Source organism: Rhizobium sp. 01T437 (assembly GCF_056398505.1).
In genome coordinates this window covers 75,985-96,273 of sequence record NZ_JBFTPM010000021.1, presented here as the reverse complement: position 1 = coordinate 96,273, position 20,289 = coordinate 75,985, and the positions used below count along the sequence as shown (strand labels likewise).

12 protein-coding genes and 5 pseudogenes are annotated in these 20,289 nt (G+C 55.5%); 10 read left to right on the top strand and 7 right to left on the bottom strand.

Going from position 1 to position 20,289, the window contains the following annotated elements; genetic code table 11:
• Positions 1 to 39: 39 nt before the first annotated feature.
• Both AC1DM5_RS30060 and AC1DM5_RS30055 read right to left on the bottom strand, forming a co-directional pair.
• Positions 40 to 870 (bottom strand): hypothetical protein, encoded by an 831-nt coding sequence (locus AC1DM5_RS30060; protein WP_130693351.1) that lies wholly within the window; start codon positions 868 to 870, stop codon positions 40 to 42.
• Positions 871 to 1,025: 155 nt separating this feature from the next.
• Positions 1,026 to 1,177, bottom strand: a pseudogene (locus tag AC1DM5_RS30055) (IS5/IS1182 family transposase); the annotation flags it as partial.
• Positions 1,178 to 1,870: 693 nt separating this feature from the next.
• Here AC1DM5_RS30055 and AC1DM5_RS30050 point away from each other — a divergent pair.
• From AC1DM5_RS30050 to AC1DM5_RS30020, 7 genes and pseudogenes are all read left to right on the top strand, one after another.
• Positions 1,871 to 3,163, top strand: coding sequence for a condensation domain-containing protein (locus AC1DM5_RS30050; protein WP_131590084.1), 1,293 nt, complete (start codon positions 1,871 to 1,873; stop codon positions 3,161 to 3,163).
• Positions 3,164 to 3,306: 143 nt separating this feature from the next.
• Entirely contained in the window at positions 3,307 to 3,981 is a 675-nt protein-coding gene (locus tag AC1DM5_RS30045) for a GNAT family N-acetyltransferase (RefSeq protein WP_130685682.1), read from the top strand.
• 520 nt (positions 3,982 to 4,501) lie between these two features.
• Entirely contained in the window at positions 4,502 to 4,963 is a 462-nt protein-coding gene (locus AC1DM5_RS30040) for a cupin domain-containing protein (RefSeq protein ID WP_130685683.1), read from the top strand.
• Positions 4,964 to 6,086: 1,123 nt separating this feature from the next.
• Entirely contained in the window at positions 6,087 to 6,209 is a 123-nt protein-coding gene (locus AC1DM5_RS30035) for a hypothetical protein (RefSeq protein ID WP_281024435.1), read from the top strand.
• Positions 6,210 to 6,562: 353 nt separating this feature from the next.
• Entirely contained in the window at positions 6,563 to 7,780 is a 1,218-nt protein-coding gene (locus tag AC1DM5_RS30030) for a cytochrome P450 (protein WP_130685684.1), read from the top strand.
• Positions 7,781 to 8,008: 228 nt separating this feature from the next.
• A pseudogene (gene groEL, locus AC1DM5_RS30025) lies at positions 8,009 to 8,328 on the top strand (chaperonin GroEL); the annotation flags it as partial.
• An 80-nt stretch (positions 8,329 to 8,408) separates the two neighbouring features.
• Positions 8,409 to 8,837: a VirK family protein gene (locus AC1DM5_RS30020; RefSeq protein ID WP_163884382.1), complete on the top strand. Its 429-nt coding sequence runs from the start codon at positions 8,409 to 8,411 to the stop codon at positions 8,835 to 8,837.
• 83 nt (positions 8,838 to 8,920) lie between these two features.
• On the opposite strand, the pseudogene AC1DM5_RS30015 reads toward AC1DM5_RS30020, so the two are convergent.
• Positions 8,921 to 9,013, bottom strand: a pseudogene (locus tag AC1DM5_RS30015) (exodeoxyribonuclease III); the annotation flags it as partial.
• Between the two features lie 398 nt (positions 9,014 to 9,411).
• Between AC1DM5_RS30015 and AC1DM5_RS30010 the strand changes: the two are divergent.
• Together AC1DM5_RS30010 and AC1DM5_RS30005 are read left to right on the top strand one after the other, a co-directional pair.
• Positions 9,412 to 9,888, top strand: a pseudogene (locus AC1DM5_RS30010) (ATP dependent DNA ligase); the annotation flags it as partial.
• A gap of 23 nt (positions 9,889 to 9,911) precedes the next feature.
• Positions 9,912 to 10,131 (top strand): annotated as a pseudogene (locus AC1DM5_RS30005) (SOS response-associated peptidase); the annotation flags it as partial.
• 225 nt (positions 10,132 to 10,356) lie between these two features.
• Here AC1DM5_RS30005 and AC1DM5_RS30000 read toward each other — a convergent pair.
• On the bottom strand, positions 10,357 to 10,749 hold the full coding sequence (locus tag AC1DM5_RS30000) for a hypothetical protein (RefSeq protein ID WP_477976472.1): 393 nt from the start codon (positions 10,747 to 10,749) through the stop codon (positions 10,357 to 10,359).
• Positions 10,750 to 11,062: 313 nt separating this feature from the next.
• Here AC1DM5_RS30000 and AC1DM5_RS29995 point away from each other — a divergent pair, with 313 nt between their 5' ends.
• Complete coding sequence (locus tag AC1DM5_RS29995) at positions 11,063 to 11,686, top strand: plasmid pRiA4b ORF-3 family protein (protein ID WP_477976494.1); 624 nt, start codon at positions 11,063 to 11,065, stop codon at positions 11,684 to 11,686.
• A 280-nt stretch (positions 11,687 to 11,966) separates the two neighbouring features.
• Here AC1DM5_RS29995 and AC1DM5_RS29990 read toward each other — a convergent pair whose 3' ends face one another.
• The 3 genes from AC1DM5_RS29990 to AC1DM5_RS29980 form a co-directional block, all read right to left on the bottom strand.
• On the bottom strand, positions 11,967 to 14,285 hold the full coding sequence (locus tag AC1DM5_RS29990) for an nSTAND3 domain-containing NTPase (protein WP_477976470.1): 2,319 nt from the start codon (positions 14,283 to 14,285) through the stop codon (positions 11,967 to 11,969).
• A complete protein-coding gene (locus AC1DM5_RS29985) occupies positions 14,282 to 16,306 on the bottom strand; it encodes an ATP-dependent nuclease (protein WP_477976468.1) in 2,025 nt (674 codons plus the stop codon). The genes AC1DM5_RS29990 and AC1DM5_RS29985 overlap by 4 nt, the downstream gene beginning before the upstream one ends.
• A gap of 341 nt (positions 16,307 to 16,647) precedes the next feature.
• Positions 16,648 to 20,205 (bottom strand): YobI family P-loop NTPase, encoded by a 3,558-nt coding sequence (locus AC1DM5_RS29980; RefSeq protein WP_477976492.1) that lies wholly within the window; start codon positions 20,203 to 20,205, stop codon positions 16,648 to 16,650.
• Between the last annotated feature and the right edge of the window lie 84 nt (positions 20,206 to 20,289).

Sequence of the window (20,289 nt, the reverse complement as noted above, 5' to 3'; positions counted from 1 at the left end):
CTGCCGCAAACGCCTTGGACGAGGCGAGCCCCGGAACGATCAGGTCGGGACGCTCGCAAAATTCATGGAATTGTATGTGTTCAGAAAGCCGAACTTTGAGTAATTTCGGTAGCTTGCTCCGTCCAGATCCGACGATTGAGGTAGTGCCGTTTCAGCAATTGCAAATTTCGGGCCGGCATCGCGCAGCCTTCTTTCGATCAAGGCGAGTTGCAGGCCGCGTCGCCGAAAACTTGTCAAGGTCGTGTCGATACCAAGCCATGCTTGATGCAATCTACAGAATACTGCGCCAGCGCCGGCGGGCTTGCCGTCCACATAGGCGATGTAAGCGCTCCAGCCATCGCGACGCGCCAACTCCGCAAACCATGGAGCGGCCGCAGAAGGGAAACCAAAACCGGCTAGGACCAAGTCTGCGAAATCCAACGCCATCGCGTCGTCCCTAACTGCCTCGATCTCGAGGTCGGGTGGTGCCTGTTCTGCGCCAGGCCCCGAGCCCATCCACTGAAACTTGGCCCATCCTTTTCCTGAAGCAACTATTCCTTCCCGACTTAACACCGAAGCCGCCGTTCCAAGTTCGTCTGGGTCGAGTTGGAGTACCCACCCAGGTGCGGCGTGACAGCGGAGCCAAGTCAGCGCTTCAGCGACTTCCTCATCGTTGCTGTGCCAATCAGAACTCAGCGCGAAGCACCGGTTGAAAGGCGTGCGAGGTACCGCGCTGGCCGCTAACATCGTCGCGTTGTCAGTTTTGTGGCATCGGAGACCCAGCAGTTTACAGGTGGCGATGGGGGCCGCGGCCACCATGTCGCGCCACGCGGCAGCTTCAAGTTCTCTCACAGCCGTCCAAATTTGTGCTGGTTGCTTCCCCTGTGACATCAACAGTTCACCTTTGGTACGAGACGATGCGCCTGCGGCCGACCGCAAGACACGTTCCGTTATTACCTATAGTCTGTTTGTGAACGTACGGTGTTCCAGGAGGGCAAATCATTTCAGATGTAAGAGTTGGAATCGACAAGGGTTCAGCGAAATACCTATCTTGCGAGGCGTCTGCTGGGCATGGGGACGTGGGCGATTGTGATCCACGCTTCTGCTGACGCGAGCGATTTTTACGAAGTCCGGCCAGCCTGCGGCATCGACCAAACCATGCGAAGGTCCGCTCGACAACCGAGCGGCGCGGCAAAAGGACTTTGACGCCTTGTTGCAGGTGGGCGTATATCACGGAGGAAATAGGGCACGGCGGTATAGTCACCCGTGTAGCCGCGCTCCCTGATCTCACGGAGGAGTCGGCCACCGGTGAGGTCAAAGATATATCTTCACTCGCTCGGGGAGATAGCTGGCGAACCGATCGATAACGTCAATCTCGGCTTCCTCGCCCATAGGTGGGCGCCTTGAGCTCACGTTCGACATGTTTGCCCGCCATCTAGCGATCGATATCGGTTTGCCTGACATCGCCGATACCGACAGCCCTTGCCCATGGAAATCCAGGATCATCTTCGTCTCTCAGCTTTCTCCCCGTTTCCCCTTCCAGATATCTGAAGCAGTACCGGTGACGAGGCATAGCCGGTCTTCCGGAGCGCCCRCCGGACGGCTACGGCGCAAACCGGGGAAGCTTCAGACGCACTTCTGGGGAGTATTGATCCCCCGATGAAAAAGGCTGCAAGAATGAACAAAGCTTTATTTCCAATCGTCATCGACTCACTCCGCCATAGCGAGCAGATCTCTCGTCATGACGTTGCCTCGATGTACTAGAGTGGTGCTCGCTCGCGTTAGGTTCCTTGGACTAACAATGTGACATTTGAAACTATCCTCTGCGCGTCTGTCATCATTTGACATCAACGACCTCCTATTGCCGGTCTAAATCTCAGGAGGTTTACGCATGGACATTGAAGCCCTCTCCGAAACTCAAGAAAATTATGAATCGGGTCGCAAACTCGGAACACATGAGCGCTTGCTTTATCTATACTCCCAACAGCACCCTCGACATTTCTGTATTGCAGCGGAAGTCATAGGACAGCTTGGATCAGTTGAATTGCAATTGGCCCTGCAAAATCTGCAGGCCCGGCACCCACCGCTGTCGCTGTTCATTCAGGACGCAAAAGACGGGCCGAAGTTCGGAGTGCATCGCCGCCCAATTCCAGTCCAGTTCAGGGACGGTTCTTCTGCTAACTGGCAAGAGCTGGTCGAGGAAGAACTGCGCACTGCTTTTCCAACAAACCTGGGGCCGCTCATGCGGCTGACACTCCTTTCGAACGCTTATGGCCGTGATCGGCATACGCTGATCCTTACCTTCCATCATGCGTTAGGTGACGCCTTATCTGCAATTGCCGTGCTGAATGACCTTATGGCGTTGGTGAACGGCAGAGATCTCCCATCCTTGCCCCATCAGCCGCCGATCGAAGCACTCCTCATGGCTCCCCGTCCAGACGCAGTTCTGCCTGCCGATGCACCGCTCCCAGCCATTCCCAGCATGCAGACACTGCGAGAAATTTCAAAGCGGCCCCTCTGGCGCGACTTTGCGACCGATCGGCCACGCGTCGATGCTCACAAGTTCACTGGCCCGGAAACAGATACGATCGTCCGGGCGTGCAGATCACATTCCGCCACCGTGCAAGGCGCACTTTGCGCAGCCGTCGCAATCAGCTTAAACGGCATCAAACGGCAAGAGACTCTAAGATTAGTTTCACCGATCAACGTTCGACAGCAAGCAGGCGTCGAACGTCACGACATTGGTTTGTTTCTCGCGATCGGCACCGCTTCGGTACACGTAGATCGCGATGCCAGCTTTTGGGCCTTGGCTCGACAAGTCAACGACGACCTGGCCACCGCGCGCTCAGAGCAAGGAGTTGTCGGATGGCTTGAGCGGCTTGATCAAATGATCCCGCCGACAGCAGACTCTCATCTAGCGTGCGGTCTAATCGGCGCGTTGGGCTATGATTCCGTTGTTAGTAATCTAGGCATCATCAAGCCAGACAAGCCGGTTGATGACGAACTTTGGCTTTCCGCGATTTGGGGGCCATGTGTCCTGGGCCGGTTGAATGAAGAATACACCATCGGAGCGGCTACGTTTGACGGGCGTCTGCATCTTACGCAGACGGGACCGGCACATGCCAGAGCGCTCCTCGGACACGTTCGGTCACATATTCTCACGGCCTGCGAAACTAACACCTAGAGATCGAAACAAGGGCTTCACGTGCTCGGATTGCGTTGGTCCCCGATGCAAAATCACAAGAACCGCGCGTCCGGGCTGCGGAAAACGCAGGGTGTTGAGTCCACGGTGAAGTGGCTGGTCACACGTTTAGAAAGAGCGACGCTATGAATTTCTCGCTTTTAGACAATCCAATATGGAATTCTCTCAACTCTGATCATCGCTCTTTAGCCACGCTGCATAAGTCCGCGGGGCGTTTCTCGCCAGACGTTTCTCCACTTGTTGGAATGCTTGACGGATCCGAGAGCTCGTTCAATGATCTTGCTCTCGTGCTTTCCGATGGGACTGGAGGTGGCACTTTTACTGCCTATCCAATTACCGTTCCGGCCGGGTGGGAGGCGCGGCAGCGGGTGATCGACCAAATGGTCTGTACTGAGATGGCCGGAGTTAGGACAGATGGTGTCCGGCTATTGGGGGAGGCGGATGTTCCAGACATGCTGGAACTAACCGCTGCCACGGAACCCGGACCGTTTGGATCAAAAACGATCTCATTCGGGCGCTATTACGGAATTCGAACGGACGATGGACAGCTCGCGGCAATGGCTGGCGAGCGCTTGGCACTCAACAGGTTCGTCGAGATCAGCGCGGTGTGTACGCGCGCAGAATTCCGTGGCCGCGGTTATGCCAGATCACTTGTTTCCCTGATTGCCGCGAAGATATTGGAAGTCGGCAAGGTGCCATTCTTGCATGTCAAAACGGAAAACGAAGCGAGGTTCGTTTATCAGAGAATTGGTTTCAACGTTCGTAAACCCATGCATGTGACTATTGTTAAGAAAATTTAGCCGGTCATGGCCAGAAACGCCGCGTGGCCGCAATCGTCTGGAGCAATTCGTAACTGCTTCCGACCCCGACGCCGTTGCCTCGGTTAATAGACGATCCATTTCGTGAGCCGCAACGCGCACCTTCGAACCCGGCTTGTTCGGATTGTAGCCCATCCCACGTCGCGGATGCTGACGACGCGACCGCCGCATCAGCTGAAGCGAGCTCAGGATCAGCTCTGTCGTCTCATCATTTCCGAGGCGGTCGAACTGCGAATGTCAGCCGCTTCCAAAAAGAATGCGTATAGCAGCGTTCATTACAGCCGTAACACGCAAGCCCCGGAACGCAGTCGATCCGTAAGAAACCGTCCTTAATTTGCCGATCATCAAGCAGGCGGCACCCGAGAAATCGTCTTCGGACCGCCGCTTGAAACGGACGCGCCGCGCGGCTCGCCAACATCGTCCACACTAATGTCAATGCGCAGGGAAACGCCGTGTTGCTCATTGGTACCGGGCGCTGCGATCATCTGTCAAAGGAGAGTACATGAACGCGAAAGTCGACATCACAGCCCTGCCATTTGTCCGGCTCGAAAGGGACCAGACATGGTTCGACGCCATTCCTGGCGAGCGCTTGACGATCCGGGTCCATTCCTCGGAGACGGGTGGAAAGTTCTCCATTATGGAAAGCATTGCCGGCCACGGCACCGCAACCCCAACCCATACCCATGTCGAGGACGAGGTGTTCCACATCCTCGCAGGCGAAGTGATCTTCTCGCTCGGTGGAGAGATTTCCGTTCTCACCGCGGGCGATGCGATCTACATCCCTGGCGGCACGCAACATGCTTGGCGCAACAGTGCCGGCACCCCGGCCCGCATGCTGGCATTCTTCTCGCCCGGCGGCGTCGAGCAGATGTTCACCGAGGTTGCCGGCCTCGAACTGCCTCAGATCGTCGAGCTTGCATCAAAATACGGCACCGTCATTGTCGGCCCGCCGATCGAAGCCTGAAATCACGGAAGAACAAAGAAAAAGCGCGGTGCCGGACGCCGCGCTTTTTCGCGGCGGTCATTGGTGTCCAAACAGCACTGACCGTTCTTCGCGACCGAAGCACTATCCATAATGAGCCGCTAGATACGGGGACTTCAACCAGCCAATAATCCAAATCTTCATCAGCGGATGGCGACACTCGTCACCTCGATCAAAGGCGAGCAGGCCCTGATATGCCAGAGAGGCCGGGATCTCGGAGAGAGGGACGGCATCGAGCGAATATATCTCGGTAAATCCAACGCTTGACGCACAACCGGCGTTGCAAGCCGGACTGTTGTTCCCGCATCCTCGTCTGGTCAAGGTACTTCGTGTTCCCGACATCTAAACCGGTCTCAGCGGAAACTCCACTTTTCCCCGGCGTTCAGATTTCCAAAGCCGCCCCTGTTCCAGACGCTACAGCCGTAACCAGAAGGCCACTTTCTGCAATGAGCCGGTTGGCGTATTCCCGTACTAACTCTGTGAAATCATCATGAGGTGTACAGATGCATGACAGATTGTCCGCAGAATTCTTAAAGCAACCAACTCGTCCAAGGCTCTTCTTGGTCGCTGGAACCACCGGCCAGGCTGATGCTAAAGGGTTGTCGAAACCCTCAACCCTGTCACCCAAAACTTTTCTAGGCTCACCATCAGATTTGGCAAGCGAGTCTCCGGGGCTGAATGTTGCGTCCGCAGAACGTTCTTGGATGCAGACCGTGACTGCGGTATTTCAAAAGTTCGAGGAGCGGCGCAGGAGGAAAATTGCTATGCACGAACTCAGGGCACTCAATAGGCATATGCAACGGGATATCGGCATTGAACCAGGAATGCTTTGGCATGGCGAAATGCTAGGCTCACGTGACATGCGGGGCAAATGACCAAGGCCTGCAGATCTGGAAGGGGACCGCGCAGCCAGTCGATGCGCAAGCTGCGCAGCAGTCCAGGCGGCCCGGTCTGCAAAGCTCTCGAGGCGCACTGTTGACCCGGCTGAGTAACCTGAAAGCGATCGTCGGCTATACCAGCATTTTCGCGGCATTTCCCCTCAGTACCAACAGAACTTGCGTTGTCGTTACCGCTCGGCGTTTCTACAGTCGAAGCCGGATGGTAGATGATCGTGGCGCTGGCTTTCTCCATCGACCGGTCTAGACGCAACTATCCGGCCGCCAAACGGTGGATCGATGGCGCAAGCGCTGCCATGCTCGGCATGCGATTGGCCGCGATCGAAGCTTGAGCCGAGTCATGTGACTCGCCACCATTGCTCCGCGCATTAATTAGCATGTTTGATGGTTCATTTGGAATCGGGGTCCCACGTCTGAACCCAAGGGCTTCAGCGGGCAGTTTACCCTCAACAACGCTTGCGATACGCCCTTATTTAGCTGGTGCCTCGGCGAAGCGGGCTTGCTGGGAGACAGGAAGTGATAAAGCGCGAGCACAGGCTCGCAATCTCCTCTTGTAGCTTCCCGACGGAGTGGACGGTCGCACGGTTTTCCTCAATCGTTACATACCTAATCCAATTAAGCGATGTGAAACATCTTTGTAGCCTGCTGGGTCAACGATCCTCTAAATGTTTGAAAGGATCTTTCGATGACCTCCTCCTTAAAAGCTGTCCACACGCGCGCGCCGAAAGTAGTCACGATTGCCGAATTGGAGGCGGATCCCCACGGCGTATTCAAGCGTCATCGGGGTAGCGGTCCATTTATCCAGCGCGACGACGGCGTGTATCTAGCCATCCGAGCGAGCGAGGTGAATTCGCTTTTGAATGATGAACTTGCTAGTCAGGTTGAACCCGAAGTGACCCAGGTACACGGCCTAACCAAAGGCGCGCTCTTTAACCTCTGCAACAACGCGATGCTGACGTCGACTGGGGCGAAGTATGGCGCCTGGCGTGCGACGTTGGTTCGGACATTTACTTTCAGCATGATTGACGGTCTGCGGCCACGTGTACGCTCCTACGCGAACGAAATCATTGATCAGCATCAGGCCAAAAACCGGATGGAATTATTGACGGACTATGCGTCGCTAATCCCGGCGCGCACGGCAGCGTTCGTACTGGGCATTCCTCGCGAGGACGAACCGAAATTCACTAGCCTTGTTAGCAAAGTCGCGAGAATATTTGGTTACGCGGTTAGGCCGGAAGAAATTTTGAGTATTGAAAAGGCGGCACAGGAGCTCAACGATTATGTGGAAGCCCTCATAGAATTCCGTCGCCGCAATCCTCGAGGTGACTTCCTGTCCGAGTATGTCGCTGCCGTGGACGGCAAAAGTGAGCTGACCTCCCTTGAAGCGGTTATGCAGATCGTTTCCGTCATTCTGGCGGGAAGCAACGCAACGCATACCGCAATGGTTATCCAGACAGCCCTGCTACTTAAACACCGGACACAGTGGAATACGCTATGCGATTACCCGGGTCTTGTTCCCAAGGCAGTTGTCGAGGCTCTTCGGTTCGAACCGCCGATCGCCTCCGCATGCTACCTCGCTCGAGATACCATTGAGATCGAAGGACAAACACTTCCAGCCGGCGCGCTTGTCAGCCTCATGACGATTTCTGTTATGCGGGACGAGCAAATCTATCCCCACCCCGATCGGCTCGACATTCTCCGCGGCCAGCCGCACTGGCATCCGATACTAGGTGGCGGCGTTCGCGGATTTCTCGGCGAAGCTTTAGCAAAGATCGAACTCGAGGAAGGTCTACTCGCTCTAATTACTCGACTTCCCGATTTACATGCGGATGGTGAACAGTTCCAAGTTAAAGGTCACACAGGCCTTCGACGCATATCCCCGCTTCATCTCCGTTGGAGTTAAATGGATTTCGGCATGGATCACCCGGTTTTGTTAGGCGGGACGAGAAGACAAGTTCGAGAGCATGGGCGCAAAGATGCTGCGCGAGGTCGCGTCGAAGACCCAATGACCCCGCCGGCGCGGCGCCACCACCACGACAGTCCTTGCCGCAAGCGATCGTCAAGGAGCATGCAAAGGCCGTCCTCTCGCGATGACCCGATTGATCCGAAGTGCGGCATCGATCTGGCCATCGCCAATGACGACCAGAGCGTCGGCATCGACATCATCCGCGTGCCGTCGAAGCCCGGTTCGCCAGATCGCCGAGAAAGCAGGCGCCGAGGGACCGATCGTGGTCGGCAAGCTTCGGGAGGGGTCCGATCTTCAGTTCAGCTGGAACGGCCAGGCCGGCGAATATAGTGATCTGTTTAAGATTTGCGTGATCGACCCTGCAAAGCTTTTTCCGGACCGCGCTCCATGATGCCGCATCCCTAGCGGGGCCCCTGAATACAACCGAGGCGATGATCAAGGAAAAGCGGAAGAAACCGCGCGGCTTCAACAGGTTTCAAGCGTAATGATTTGTTGCAAGCTCGAAATCATTTACCGGGGCCAACAGGGTAACTCTGCACACGACATTGATTAAAGGATGGCATTCATGTTGAGAAGGCTAATTGGCTCAAGTGTCGCATTGCTGGTCGTCTTTGGTCCGGCGCCCGCCCAAGAGCCGACCAGGGTTCCGGAGTTTGACGAAATTGTTGGCGCGCTTTCTCAAGCAAAGCAAGTTACCGTGATCATCGATTTCAGCCGTTGCATAGGTTCACTAGACAGCGCCCCGCCACGGATACTGGCAGGATTGAAAATACAGAGCTTCATGGTCGTGGACGGCGATCAAATCGCGTTTTCCGACGCGCATGCGACTCTCGACAAAGACGGCAAACCCTTTACCGACTACGTTCGTTATCACGTCAACCGGGAAGGTATAGTCGAAATTCGCCATTCTATGGTCCATACCCGCGGTCCCGCTATCAAGCCAGCTGAAACTTACCGCTGCTCGATTGGGAACGCTGCGCACTTCATATGGTGATCGTCGTCAGGAAGCCAAAGCTGCCAGTCGTCCTTTTGGCGGCAATGAGGCGCACGGTTCTCGGTCAACAGCTGTGTTTGCTGCAGACACCGGAATGCCTCGCGCACCTCCGTGCGGAAAAGTGCATCGTCTGTCCAAAGCTCCGGCTTGTAGAAGTCCAATTCCGTCGGCATGACGTAAACCCGATCGCCGTCTAAACTGGAGCAATCCCGCGCTTGACGAAGCCATACGGAATGGGCCGGTCAAGGATTTGATGTCTGCAAGAAGGGCCGTCCGCGACGCCAGGGGCGACCCCGATGCCCTGGCAAAGGACCGACATCTGGTCGAGATGAAAAGCTTGCTCTCGGCGAGCGTGGAGAACCCTAGTGGGAAGACGGCGCACCGGATTACAGCCGACACATGGCAAAAAACACTCCCTATGCCGAGTGGTTCGCCAGCCTTGAAAAATAGGCCGGCGTCAAAGCAGCAACGGTGCCTCGGGTGCTGACTTCTTTTTGCGCCCACAGCTCGCTTGTCCGCTCCATCGTCACCAACTCAGGCGGAAATGTCCGTTTCTGGAATGCCAGCGCATCACGAACCGACAGTCCTGCTGGAGCATGTCTGCCGCCTCTGCCTGGAGGGTATCGTCGGCAAGCACCTCGATCGGCCCTATCGTTCCGGCCGGACCGACGATTGGGTAAAAGTCAAATGCATCCAGAGCGAGGCCTTCTTCATCGTCGGCTATGAGAGGTCGGCAGCGTCCCCGGCCGACTTCGTCTCGTTGGTGCTCGCAGCGTATCGTGGTGATGAGCTCGTCTACGTCGGGAGCGTCGGCACGGGCTTCAGGGAAGCCGAGACCATCAGATTACGGAAGATGCTGGACAAATTGCGCTGGAACCGAAAGCAACCGCCCCTGCCCTATTCCGGAAGTGCCGACATTGTCTGGGTGGAACCGACACTGATCGCCGAGATCGAGTTTCGCGCCTGCTCGACTGATGGGAAACTCCGTCATCCATCTTACAAAGGTCTGCGCGAACGCCAGGACAATGCCGACGTCTTTCGGCTCGACTAGCGAAATCAGCGCCGTCCGCTAGATTTTTGACCACGGGTCCCAACGACCTGGTGAACCCGATCCATGAAAAGGGCGATGCCGGTCCTGTTACTGACGAAGGAAGAGACCGATATTTGGATCCGGGCGCCCTGGGAAGAGGCCAAGGAACTGGCCCAGCCATTACCCAATGACGCGCTCATCATTTCCTCACGCGAACCGTACGGATCCACGACCGTTTCGAAATCCGGAGAGCTGGTGGAATGACTGCCTGAATTCCGGGCTTGTATCGGAAACGAAAAAGCCTGCCGCGGGAGGAGGTGCGGCAGGCTTTTTCAAAAAATTGAACAACGGCTGGGAGGAGGAGTGCCGCTGTTCCGTCAGGCGCCCTCTGGGAGGAGGAGTGGGTCGCCTGAAACACGAAACTCTGCGGGAGGAGGTGCATTGCTTCGTTGAGGTGAAGATACCAGAGGCCGCCCCGACTGCCAGCGCTCAGATCGCAGTGCAGCCATGCACTTGCTGCGCCGCAATATAGATCCTGTGCTTATTTTTCGACCATTGTGGTCGAGGTGCCGCCTTCTCTCTGCTGGGCTCTAAACTGAGAACAAATTCGATCACCTTGGCGGACGACATTTCGCACGGCTTCAGTATCGACCCCGATCCAGCCAATCGATAAAGGTTGAAGCTGACAATATCGGTTCCGCTAAGCTCCTCGCCATACAGCCAGGTTCGTTTGCCATCCTCCGACCGCTTAACGGTCACGCCCCATGGTCGATCACCAAAATGTCCATCGACATAGCCGTCCGGCAATTTCGCTAGCGCGTCGTCGAACGTCGCCTGGATTGATGGAAGTGTTTTGCCGCCGGCGGTCATGGTGCCAGGCATTCGTCGCAGATCCCGCAGCCATCATCATCCATGCTCGAGGCCGGACGTAACCTTCGACAGCACGGACATGTCGTTGCATCCGACGCACACGTTTCATCGCGGTCCGGCGGAAGAATTTCAATATAGAATTCCGACAGCATTTCGGCCGCGTTTCGATCCATGGCGATGCTCCAGTTGGGGTTACACCAGAGATAGTAAGCTTCGAGGGCTACACAAGCGGGCAGAGATGCCGTGAAGATCGATCCAGTTCGAATACGGTGTCACAATTGAGCGCCTTCTTGACGATCGCAGCCTGACCTTGTTCATTCGTGCCATGTTCAAACCCGCAAACGCCGTGCAAGTCAGAGTTTCTATCGACGAGATGAAGCCGGACGTTTGGCGCCGATTGGTCCTGCCTGTTCATTGGAACCTGGAGCATCTACATCTCGGTATTCAGGCAGCATTTAACTGGTGGAACTATCACCTTTATGAATTCCGCATTGGTGGTTTACGGTATGGGGAAGTCGAGACCCTGACGGAGGATGCGACCGATGACGATCCTCGGGTCTTCGATCAGAGAGAGGTTCGCTTGCTGGACTTCGAGCAAGGTGCCGTCTTCAGTTACCACTATGATTTCGGGGATGGCTGGCGACACACTGTTGCGGTCGAGGAGTTCCTGACGCTGGCCGCTACGCCAAAACACGGGAGCTGCGTCGCCGGCGAAAGGGCCAGACCGCCAGAAGATGTGGGTGGGGTATCGGGTTATGAGCGGTTCCTGGAGATCATCGCCGACCCAGAAGATCCGGAATATGCTGAAACCATTCGGTGGTGCGGTGGCTACTTTGATCCGGAATGGTTCGACCTTTCAACCGCAGACAAAGATCTGCGCAATGCTCTACGCTCGAACGTCAAACGGCGTCTGTATCAACCTAGGCCGAAGGCTGGCTCGAAGAAATAACTTTGGGCGAGTTGAAGGTGGACACCTTGAAGGGACTTGAACGTCCGACCCCGTCGTTTGGCCAATACGTTCGCGCCAAATTTACATGTAGAGACAGCTACTTGCTCTCGGGAATGGCTGATATGGGGCCGGAAGCGGACTGGCCGGTCTCCGCTGCACTTACGCAAATAACCGCCGTTCACCGGCCGACCCGTCCAAGATACTCGGCAACTGATTGAGCGTCCAGTGTCAGGCCATCCGTTCATCAAGTCTACCTGCCCACGTGGCGAACGGCTCGGCTCTATTTGTCTACGTCGTCGAATATAGAGCGGGTTGTTGGAGGGACAGCAGAAGCGATTGCGTCCTCTTTCTTCTGCGTCACGATATGGGTCCAGTCCGTTTCGCTTTCCGTCTCTTCATCATGCTCCCGCTTACGCTCTTCGATTTCGTTAACCGAGCGCCTGACCTGGTCCCGAGCATCTTCGATCAACGACGCGGCACAAGAATCGACGCCGAGCGCCTCCACGCGTTCCAGAACATCCAAGAGTTTCTTGAAGTGGCTGTCGGGCTCTTCGTCAAGATCGGCATCTGCCGCAATATCGTCGATGCGCTCCTCGAGCGATGGCAGGACCGTCGTGCGTAACGCCATTCCCAAGCCAATCAGGCGCAATGGCAATAACAGAGCAAGCATTTCCTGTTCCTCAAAGAACGAAACGTCCAGCGACGAATGCGCAGCCGTTTCAAGCCTGTCCGCCGCTTCCAGCCGCAGGTCGTTGGGTAATAGCCCGAGACGATTTGCCCGGCCGTAGGCGACAAGCTGGGGGTCATTGCCAACTAGCCCCGTCCGCCAGCAAGATCGCCGAAGCAAATCCGGAAATTGCTGGATAGCCTTTGCGAAAACGACTTCGCTGGCGCGGTAGGACAGGAAGTGGAACAAAAGCCAATTGAGGTGCCGCTCGTCCGGCGTACGACGGAGGCGAGCGACCAATGCATCGTCAAGCACGGCTTGTATCACAAGCGCGTCTTGAATGAGCGGCGATCCCTCGCAGGTGAAAGTGCCGAGAATGGTATCGATCGGCGCACCGCGAATCAGCGCAGCCATCATATGTGGCTTCTGCCGCATGATCTCCGTCAACGCGTCCGAGATCGTCGGGTGTGCGAAGGTCCATCTGGGTCCGGAAAGCTTTAAGAAAGACCCCTTAAGCTCAGCGAAGCAATCCTGGATCTTCGAGATCGAGTAGCCGGTGAGTTCGGCGACCGCCTGTGCCGCGAGCGAATCTTGATCGCCCGGATCGAAGCCGGCCTGATGCACATAAACGAGGATGAGCGCCGCTTGCAGTCGGTCGTCCAGCGCATTGACCGTATCGATGAGGTGTTCGGTCGGCTCCTCCATGAACCGGACGAGCGGACCCTCGCGCGGCGCCAGCCCCTTGGTGAAATTCGGATCTCCAAGTCGTTCGGCAATGCCGGGGAGAAAATCTTTAACGGCAGCGACGGCCGGGAGATGGAGCTTCACGCTTGATCGCCAGCTCTGGCTCTGCTCGCCGAAATTAACATGATTATATAGGATCTGCGCTTTCTCCTCGAAGGTCAGGTCGCCCACGTCGACGACGGCACTACCGTCAGCGAACTGAGCGAGGTTGCGCTGACCGAGCCGCCGTCGAGCCCCTTCATAGATGTGCTTGCGCGAAGTCAGGAGGAAGCGGTTACCATGCTTGATCGCCGCGCGGAGCTTCGAAAAAGCCGAAGCCCAGTCTTGAACGTAGTCCTCGCGCAGCACGTTTGGACCAAAAGCGTCGTCGATCCAGAAGAAGCGGCCGGGGTCGTTCGGATTCCATCCCGCCTCAAAATCGCGCGGGCTCGTCAGGGCAAGGACGGTGTTATCCGGGTTCTCCGAGGCGATCGTGGAAACGATGGCACCGATCGCCGATTTGCCGCTGGACGGATTGCCGAGGAGGAGCACCACGCCATGGTCGGAGATCGCGTTGACGGCGTCGCGATGGGCCTTGGTTGGGACATAGGTCCGCAATTTTGGGACCCAACTGTCGAGCAGCGACCGACTCTGTTCGCTCAGCCGCTCATCGACGATCGAGGTGAGATCGCCAAGGCCGTACACCTGTGGGACGAGCGCGCGCAGACGTGCACTGCTTCTGATCACGCGTACAATATATTGGCGGCCCAGAATATGGGGCTTGCGCACGCCAAGAGCACGCAGACGCGCGCGCATCGCGGCGGCGACAGGAGCGTCCACGCTCATGTTGGTCATGAACACGTAGGTATCTGCCTGACCTGCCTTGACCAATTCCTCGACGTTTCCGATCTCGCCAGAGAGGTCACCTGTCTTCAGAGCTTTTCCCGCCTCCGAGGTGTGCTTGCATTGAACCGTGCCGATCGGCGGCGCTTCCGATCCTGAAGGGATAAGGAATACTCCGTCCTGGCCGCCATCTTGGGCCTCTCGAAAAATTTCGACGGGACGACCCAGCACGACTTCACAGACCTGCGAACACAAGTCCTGGAATGCTCGCCACCCGATCGTATGGAGCGCGAGGTCGCTCCATGGGCCTTGGGCCCGACGGTCATGCGCCAGCACTCGTTCACTGGAACCGTCCTCGACTTTCATGCGGCGGCTACCGGCGCTTGCGGCTGGGCTTCACCCGGCAAATCCTCGTCGCGGAAAAAGCGCCACATCGAACGAATGAGATTTTTCAGCATCTCGCTCTCGCGACCTTGCCCCTTCCCACGCAGCAGTGTCTCGTAGACGACCTCGGGAATCTTCTGTGTGTCATTGCTGGGGTTCACGCCGAACGGCTCGCAGGCCGCGGCAAGACATGCCGCATGTACCTCCGGTGTGAGGTCCTCCTTCAAGCGATGTTCCAACGTCGTACCGAAATGCGCATAGCAATCGCTGACGAGATCGACGATCGGAGCGGCATCGAACACGTTTTCTGGCATCGCGAGCTTGCTCAGAGCAAGATCGATTGCCGGCGTTCGTTTGGCTTCGGGCAGATTCTGGTCGCAATCCCACAGCAGGAAAGTCGGGATACCCAGCTCTCGGAAGATCACGTAGGGCCGATCGAGATTGGCTTTGCCTTCGGCCGAAAGGATCGCGATCCCGGCCGCCTCGAAATTCACGCCTAGCATCCGTGCCGTCGCGGTAAGCGCCGCCTTATCGCTACGACCCTCAACCAAGACGACGCCATTGGCGAAGAATCCTTCGGCTAATTCGGCGCCGAGAATGTGGAGCCGCGGCATCAAGGTCAGTGCGCTGTATGAGCCGGCGGGCTTATCCCAGCCACGCTCAAGCTTCTGTGCGACGATATCAAGGTCGAGAGCCTGCAAGCTGCATTGCTTGAACGCGCTGTCAGCGCAGACCGAACGCCGGGTAAGCCGGATTTCGTCTGCCTTCCCCATCGAGATGAACATCGGCGAATGCGACCCGAAAATGATCTGGGTGTGCCCTTGGACCCCAGGGAGGGTGCCACTGCTCAGACCGCGTAGCACCTCAGCGAAATGCCGCTGCTTTGTAGGGTGCTGATAGAGTTCGGGCTCTTCGATCGCGAGTATCAGGGTCGGTGCCTGGGCCACGACCGCCGCAGCGTCATGTGCTCCGTCGCCACCACCCGCGACGGGATCGTCGGCCTCCGGCACCGCCGTGCGTGCCAGATGCTGGAGCAAAGTAAAGATGAACGCACGCTGGAGACCGTGGCCTTGCCGATCCACCGGCCCTCCGAACCCGTCATCCTTGAGGAGGACGTCCGCCATTGGCAACGGGACCGGCATTTCTCCAATCTCGCGCCAGTTCAGCGCCACCTCGGCGTCTTGGTAAAGGCCGCGTAGGTCGGCGGTTAGGGTGCCCGCCAAAGTACCAAGCTCCGGCATGTTCTCGGCAGAAACAAGCGCCTGGTAAGCCTCGGTCATTTGCGCCTTGAAGGCCTGAACATCCGGTCGTTGCAAGATCTGACTGCGCACCAAGAGCTCAAGAAGCTTGCCAATTACACTCGTCTTGCCGTCCGCAGCATCCGCCGACGCCTCACGCACGGCTGGAATGAACACGAAACTCGTATGACGCTGGAGTTTGCCGCGGCTGTTGTTCTGGAAGCCGAAGAACTGACCATCGTCCGGCAACAGCACCAGCTGAGCAGGATGGTTTGCCTCCCATTCCACTAGTGCTTGGTCGACGGCAGCCGCGCTTCCAGCGTTAGGCAATTCTGCATAAAGGGGATTCGCATCGCGAAGAGCATTGTACGCCGCACGCTTGGGGTTTGCGGCGGTTTGCGATCGGATCGCTACGAAATCGGGGGTCTGGGGAACCACACCGTGATAACGACCGCTCGACGTGCCACCATCGAAAATGCGGGTGACCATCAGCTTGTCGTCGCGAACCCGGCCCTCGAACGATGCGGCCTCTTGATCGCTCAGCTGATGGAAGGTCAGCTCAATCTCAATCGGTTGCCCTTGATCTCGTCCGAAATAATCATCGGCGTCACAATTTTTCGATGTTGAATAGAACTTCTCAATCGCCTTCAGGATTGACGATTTACCGGCACCGTTACCCCCGATAAATGCGGTGTGTGCGCCAAAAGCTACTTCGACATCCCGAAGTGATCGGAAGTTTTTGATACGCGCGCGCTCAAGCTGCATTGATTCCCCCCCAAGTCCTATACTTTCGATTTTGACCGGTTAGAATGCAAGAGCACTCACAACGGCTGCTAAAACAAACGTCGGCCTTCGGAAAATCTTAAACGTCAGGCCGGAATGGGAGTGCAAAGCAGCCGGCACCCGCACTTCGCTCCAATGTTGGTTCGAGACTGCAAACCACATCCTACGAAATCAGATCCGATGGTGTGACGGGATCGCATCTCGGCACTCCATTTCAAACTCGTTCGATAGCAGCCAGTGGCCTTATAGGTGCGGCGACCAACCCTGCAGCCGGAAGGCGTCGGAGCATTTCAGGGGTCACGAGCACGACTTGCGCAAGATTTTCACTTCCTGAATAGGTTCATACGTATGTCGTTGTCGAAGAACCCGCCCTGCTTCCACGACGAAATGAACCCTCGACTTTTCAACCACGTAACGAATTTCAGGTTCGCCTCGTTGCCTTCAAGCTTCGGCGTAACCCACCCCGGCTTGATATCGGGCAGTGGCGCCGGAAGTGCTTGCAGTATCTCCCGCACCTGGTCGTCTTCGAATTTCTCATGAAGCAAGTTGAACAGCTGTATCTGCGTATCGAACGGGCGGGATTTCAGGATGACCTCACGGGCGGCTTCCACTCCCAAGTTCTCCGTAACAATTCCAGTGCGAGACAGAATCTTTCCAATAAGCGCTGCACGCGCTGGTGCTCCCGCCAGTAAACTCAGGTCCATCGCGCGGACTATTTTTAGTCGATCTTCGTCGGTCAGGTTCGATTCTAGCAGCTTTTCTCGGAAGTCGTCCTCCAATTCGCACTCGCCCTCGACCTTGAAGAATTCGTCGATGTTGTTCGTCACGAATTTGACGCCCAACGGAATGTCGTTGCCGAGATGTGAGAGGTTCTCAGGTGAGAAGCTTACGCGCTTGCAATCAACCAAGATTCCCGTTTTTTCAGAGCCAAGTTGTTTTGGGAATGCGTTGAAGGTCCTCGGAAGTGCCCTGACATAAGAAGCATAGGCTTGTGCGCTCAAAGAATCGTTCTCGATGATGAATTTGCGCAACGGGCGTGCCTCGTCCCCATCTGGAACTCCGTGATCCGCGAGCGCCGCCAATGTAGCTGGTCTGTTTAAGAATTGCGTTAGGATATCTGCCTCGAAGCTTTCGCTGCCGAGGAAAGACAGGCAATTGCCCCAGGTCGGCTCGATTTTCTCGATCCTGAAAAGCACCGCATGGAGATTCTGGGGAACCTGATCTAACGTCGGTAATAGAATCGTCTGCTTTTCGAGGAAGGCTACCACCGACTCAAGATCAACATCTTCCCGACCGATGACGCTGAGAATGGCGGGAACGCTTTCAAAGCGATTGTCCGGCAGACGGAGAAGGACATTTTTCAGATAGTTACCGAAATTGCCGTTTGCCTTGGCTAGAAGCGGCCTACTGTCAGCCTCGAGCATCAGTGTATAGTTCTGTTCCAGTGGCTTGGCGTCCGCGTTAATTCCGAGGACATTTCGGAATATGAAATCAAGGTTTTCGATGGAAAGCTCATAGAGCCCCCGGTCGAATATCAAGCGTATGAAACCGGGATAACGTTCTATCGCAGACAGATCAGTTGCTTCAATTCCGAGAAGTTCTAAACGTTCTGGGGCGAAATCGATCCCAAGAGCCAAAATGTCGGGCAGCTTCTCAGACACAAATTCAGCCAGTGCTGGATTTTTGCCAGCGATACTCTTTAAATTGGCTTCAGGCAGATGGGTTATGATGCGGGCCACATGTGTAAGGTTGGCGGAGCTCTCTATCGCAGCCGTCACGAAATCTGGCCACGATCGAGTGAGCGTCGTGATCAGCGTTGGCACCCCGCGCCCGCGGGCATAGAAGGTCGCAAAAAAATCTCCGCAGTCGTCAAAATCGGATGCGATGAATTCGAGCAGCTTTCTTGTTTGCGCCTCATACAACAATGGATCAGAAAGTAGGCAGTCGACGATCTCAACGTTAAGCACGTAGTTCCGGCTGAAGTCCTCGTCGCGCATTGCGGCAATGACTTCCTTAGGGTTATCAATCTGAAAATCAGGATCCGGATTACTGAAGCTACGAATCCGGATCAGGAACTTGTTGTCGCTTGGCGAAAGGCGCCCGGAGTGGAATAACGACGTATATTGGTAGTAGGTATCGTCCAAGAATCCCTCGAGAACTAGAAACCGAGCCAATTCGGCGCGATCCCCAAACACGCCAAAAAGGTCATCCAGTTCGTCCAAACTCTCCCGGACCATTTCATTAAACTTCGCCATCCGAACATTAGCAAGCTTGGCCCGTAGATCCTGAAGCTTCTTGGACGCTGCGCTCCTAAATGACGTGGATTTATTTTCGACATCTTTCTTGCGTTGCTGAAATGTCCTGTTCGGATTTACTTTTTCTTGGAAACCCGAGAGCGCTACTTGCTGCTGGTATCCATTTGGATTGTTTACGAACACCTGAGTCGCATTGAGGAAATCCTCAAGTCGATCATGTTTGACCAAGCCAGCTATTGGAATGAAGTTGCTTCGATCTGTCGAGATATTGCCATAGTTCGCAGGAAGCAGCTCTATTAGCGCCATCGCATAGATCCTACGCAATTCATTCAGGTCAGCCGGCAGTTGCTTTTCGCTAAGGTCCACGAGTTCCTCAATCCTGGAAATCTCAGCGGTGTAAAGGGCTTCGCTAGCGGCGATGTAGCGGTCGTGACTATGAAGAACTTCTGCAAGGTTGCCTTTCCCACGATGAAGATTTTCAAAATCACTGGGGAACACGTTCTTGTAAATCAGGACTGCTAGCAGTTTATTCGCGTTTAGATTGACTTCGTCGTCCGTCTCGAGGCAAGCCGCATATATTGCATATTCGTTGAATATATTTTGAATTAGCCTCAGGTCATCCAGGTATCGCGAAACCTCCCGCAGGAATTGTTTGTTCAGCCTGCTGTCGATAGACAGCCGCTTGCCCTGCTCTAATACCATATCGATCGAGTTCGAACTGTTGATGATAGGGATGACGGGAATAAGAAATTCGAAGAACTTCGTTCTGTCCGTGTTGATAAAGATGTCGTCGCGAAGGGCGTAAAGGAAACGGACTGTTCTCTTCTTACCTAAGTTTGCGTTCACGAGGCTGTTTATCTCGCGAAGAGTGACGAAAATATCGGCGTTGTTGAATCTATCCAAGTCCTCGATGACTACAAGGTCATATTTTGTCGACTGGAAGAAGTATATTATTTCGTCCATATGACGATTTAGTATTGATTCTTCGGTCGCCGCCTTCGGCGTGATTTCAATATCTTTGAGGGATATGCTCTTGAGCGATATTCCGAAACTCGCGACGTAGATTTGGTGGAAGACTAGCCAAATGAACGCTCCGCCAATAGCAAAGGCGGTTAGATTGAACCAGTTAGTCAGATCAAACGGACGGAAGTAGTCGCCGCCTATGATCGCATCACGCTTCTGTATCAGGTGCCAGCAGGCTAAGAAGCCCAAGACCATGAAAAGTGAAGCAAAAATGGACCATCTGCCAGGTGACTGGATCCGCTTGAACCTAGATAGCGGCAGCCGGTTGGCATCGGCGCCGTAAAGCATCTGCTGGAGTATACTTCGCTCGATCTCCTGTTTGCTTACCTCGCCGCCCGCCGTTACGGCTTCGGGTAGAAAGGCCGCCAGCGATATCTGCAGAACCGGGCGCTTGTATAGCTTTAGGAACGACTTAATTATGCTGCTCTTCCCGGATCCGTAAGGTCCAGTAAGAGCAATGTTCATCACCCGAGGGTTTTCGGTCGCCTCGGTTAAGGCGCTCGAATACACACCTGCCGGATCCGCTTTATCCGTCGGAGCAAGGTCAACGAACCGAGATATGTCACCTTGGTCGTTACGGCGTCGAGTAAATCTCGATGTGATTGCAACAAGTGTCCTTGCAAATTTTATAAGGTAACCAACCAAGCTCCTAAGACTCCAAGTTCTCAAATACCGTCTTCGCAAGAT